General features: G+C 71.8%; 3 protein-coding genes and 1 pseudogene. 3 read left to right on the top strand and 1 reads right to left on the bottom strand.

The genetic code is table 11. The annotated features are described in order from the left end of the window. Nucleotides 1–269, bottom strand: a pseudogene (locus tag HKK72_RS37555) (transposase); the annotation flags it as partial. Between the two features lie 194 nt (nucleotides 270–463). Here HKK72_RS37555 and HKK72_RS37550 point away from each other — a divergent pair. The 3 genes from HKK72_RS37550 to HKK72_RS37540 form a co-directional block, all read left to right on the top strand. Beyond that, nucleotides 464–1,339, top strand: coding sequence for an acyl-CoA thioesterase domain-containing protein (locus HKK72_RS37550; RefSeq protein ID WP_315987641.1), 876 nt, complete (start codon nucleotides 464–466; stop codon nucleotides 1,337–1,339). An 89-nt stretch (nucleotides 1,340–1,428) separates the two neighbouring features. After that, nucleotides 1,429–2,556, top strand: a complete 1,128-nt coding sequence (locus HKK72_RS37545) for an acyl-CoA dehydrogenase family protein (protein WP_187239148.1) — start codon at nucleotides 1,429–1,431, stop codon at nucleotides 2,554–2,556. 179 nt (nucleotides 2,557–2,735) lie between these two features. Beyond that, on the top strand, nucleotides 2,736–3,534 hold a 799-nt coding region (locus tag HKK72_RS37540; protein WP_315987640.1), incomplete at its 3' end, for an MFS transporter.

The following is a 3,534-nucleotide window of genomic DNA, read 5'->3' as shown; positions in this document are numbered from 1 at the left end:
GTCGCCAGGGCGCATGCCATGCAGGGGCTGGCCCAAGGTGCCCTTCGCCCCGTCGCGGTCCTGCCGCGACGCGGCGAGGACCCACACGGTGACCAGCAGTCCGAGGGTGTCGGTCACGATGAACCGCTTCCGACCGTTGATCCTCTTCCCCGCGTCGTAGCCGCGGCTGTCGACACCGACGGTGTCGGCGCCCTTCACCGACTGGAGTCGATGATCACGGCGGACGGTTGCGGGTCACGTCCCTCGGCGACGCGGACCTCCTCCCGCAACCGGTAAGGAACCGCTGCGTGACCTGGCGTTTCCACACAGGAACCCTCGACCAAAGATCGACTTGCCCGACGGACACGCCGTCCGGCACCCCTGTCAAACACTCACTGAGGCCGCCCTCGGGGCTTCGAGGGCCGGCTACTAGAATGCCGCTCTAATCGGTGGCCGGTGGCCGGTGGTCCAAGAGGGGGATTGCGTGGCGGATCGTGAGGCCCTGGAGGCCTTCTTCACCTCCCGGGGCGGCGAACTGGTGCCCGCACAGCACGCGCGTGGACCGTGGGCGCCGGACATGCTGCACGGCCGGCTGCTCGGCGGGCTGCTGGCCCGGCAGATCGAGCGGGAGCACGCCGAGGAGCACCTGCGGTTCGCGCGGCTGACCGTGGATCTGTTCCGCAACACCCCGCTGGTACCCGTACGCGTCGAGACCGACCGGATTCGGGACGGGCGGCGGATCCGGGTCGTGGACGCGGTCGTGCACGGCCCGGACGGGCCGGTGGCGCGTGCCTCCGCCCTGATGTTGCGCGGTGGCGAGCAGCCGCCCGGGGACGTGTGGAGCGCGCCGCGGTGGGACGTACCCGGACCCGACGAGCCGGACGCCGTTCTCGGCCCCCGCCTCCCGGGCGTCTCCTTCGACCTGTGGCCGGTGCGGGCGAACGGTGACGGCGATGACGGCGACGGTGGTGGCGGCGGCGATAGTGGTGGCGGCGGCGATAGTGGTGGCGACGGCGATAGTGGTGGCGACGGTGGCTGGGCGAGCGCGAAGCGGCGCCGGGCGTGGTTGCGCGAGACCCACGAACTCGTCGAAGGCGAGGCGCTGTCACCGTTCGCCCGGGTGGCGCTCGCCGCCGACTTCGCCAGCCCCATGGCCAACTTCGGGTCGGCCGGGCTCGGCTACATCAATGCCGACTTCACCCTCAGCCTGAGCCGGCTGCCGCTCGGTGAGCCGATCGGGCTCGAATCGACGGGTCACCTGAGCGAGGAGGGCGTCGCGGCCGGGCAGTGCACGCTCTATGACACGGCCGGGCCGATCGGCTTCTGCGTCGTCGCAGCGGTGGCCAACCGGCAGATGTGAGGCACCGGCCACGGACCTTCCCTGCCGCGGGCGGGCGCCGATAGCATGTAAACCAAGCAAGCGTAAGCTTGGTTATGCGAGAGGCCGGCATGGAACTCGTGGTCACCGAGGAGCACCGGGCGCTGCGTGCGACGCTGCGCCGGTTCTTCGCCGCGACTTCCCCGAGCGTCGAGGTCCGCCGGCTCATGGCCACCGCCGACGGCTACGACCCCGCCGTGTGGGCGCGCATGGGCGGAGAGCTCGGGCTTCAGGCGATGGCGATCCCCGAGGAGTACGGCGGCGCCGGCTTCGGCCATCGCGAGCTGGCGATCGTGCTGGAGGAGATGGGCCGGGTGCTGCTCTGCGCCCCGTACCTCGCCAGTGCCGTGCTGGCTGCGGGCGCGCTGCTGACGACCGGCGACGAGACCGCCAAGAGGGATCTGCTGCCCGGCATCGCGGCGGGGACCACGATCGCCACGCTCGCCTGGGTGGAGGACGACGGCCGATGGGAGCCGGACCGGGTGGCCACGGCCGCTTCCGCCTCTGTGGCGGCCGGTGGTGGCTGGAGACTCGACGGCGTCAAGTCGTTCGTGCTCGACGGGCGGATCGCCGACCTCGTGCTCGTGGCGGCGCGGGCCCCGGCGGGCCTGTCGCTGTTCGCCGTGGACGGCCGCGCGCCCGGGCTCGTCCGTACCGGTCTGCCGACCCTCGACCAGACCCGGAAACTGGCGCGGCTGCGGTTCACCGGTGTGCCCGCCAGGCTCGTCGGCGCCGAGGGGGGCGCCGGTCCGGCGCTGCGCGCGACGCTCGACCGTGCCGCCGTGGCACTCGCCGCCGAGCAGCTCGGCGGCGCCCAGCGGGTGCTCGACATGAGCGTGGAGTACGCCAAGGTCCGCCGCCAGTTCGGCCGGCCGATCGGCGCGTTCCAGGCCGTCAAGCACAAGTGCGCGGACATGCTCGTGGCGGTCGAGTCGGCCCGTTCCGCCGTGATGTACGCATCGGCGGTCGCCGACGACGACCCGCGTGAGCTGGCGGCGGTGGCCGGGCCTGCCAAGGCCTACTGCTCCGAGGCCTATCGCGAAGCCGCCGCCGAGAACATCCAGATCCACGGCGGTGTCGGGTTCACCTGGGAGCACGACGCGCACCTGTACTTCAAGCGCGCCACGTCGGCGCGGCTGCTCCTCGGCGACCCCGATCACCACCGGGAGCTGCTCGCCCGGCGGATCCTCGGGAACTGATCTCGGAGGCCGCCGCGCCGACGGCCGCGCCGCCCGCGCTCTTGCACGCTACGAGCGGCCCGAAGCCGGCGTCGAGTACGCGTTTCACCGTTTCACCGGTACGCCCGCGACGCGGTCTTCCATGGCCGGACTAGAACCTGTTCTATTGGCGCATGGTGTCAACGGAGCTGTCCCGGTCAGTGCGTGTGGGATACGGCGTCGGGTCGTTCTGCGCCGGCACCTTCTCCGCCGTTCCCGGGCTGCTGCTCCTCTACTACCTGACCAACGTGCTGGCCGTGCCCGCCGCCCTGGCCGGCGTCGTGGTCTTCATCCCGAAGGCCTGGGACCTGGTGATCAACCCGTACGTCGGCCGGCTCTCCGACCGCACGCTCTCGAGGCGCCCGTGGCTGCTGGCGGGGGCCGCGACCCTGCCACCGGCGTTCGTGCTGACGTTCGCAGGGCCGCCGGTGCGCGGCGTCACCGCAGCGCTGTGGGTCGGCGGGTGCTTCTTTCTCGCGGCCACGGCGTTCGCACTCTTCGAGGTGCCCTACAAGGCGATGCCGGCGGAGATGACCGACGACTACCACGAGCAGTCCGGCCTGCTGACCTGGCGCATGGCCTTCCTGGGCATGGCGATCCTGCTGTCCGGCGGGCTCGCCCCGGTGATCGTCAACTACCAGGACGGTACGGCGACCGTCGAGGGCTACCGGCTCATGGGGCTGGTCGTCGGCGGGGTGCTACTGCTGTCGATGATCGCGACGTACTTCGGCACCGCCAGGGCGCCGCGCATCGCCAGGGCCGAGGCCGAGCGGGCCTCGCTGCGCAGCCAGCTCCGCGCGGCGCGCGGCAGCCGGACCTTCCTGAGCCTGCTCGGCTTCAGCTGCACCCAGATGCTCGCCATCGGGATCATGCTGGCCGGGGCGCCGTACTTCGCGACCTACGTTCTGGACGACACCGGCGCGGTGACCACGATGTTCCTCGCGCTGGTCGGGCCCATCA

Origin of the sequence: Actinomadura sp. HBU206391 (assembly GCF_014323665.1) — a bacterium.
Lineage (GTDB): Bacteria > Actinomycetota > Actinomycetes > Streptosporangiales > Streptosporangiaceae > Actinomadura_C.
This window is presented reverse-complemented; position numbering and strand designations above follow the sequence as displayed.

Coding starts and splice junctions, on each gene's coding strand:
- HKK72_RS37545 (WP_187239148.1), top strand. CDS start 1,429: ATGGAACTCGTGGTCACCGAGGAGCACCGGGCGCTGCGTGCGACGCTG.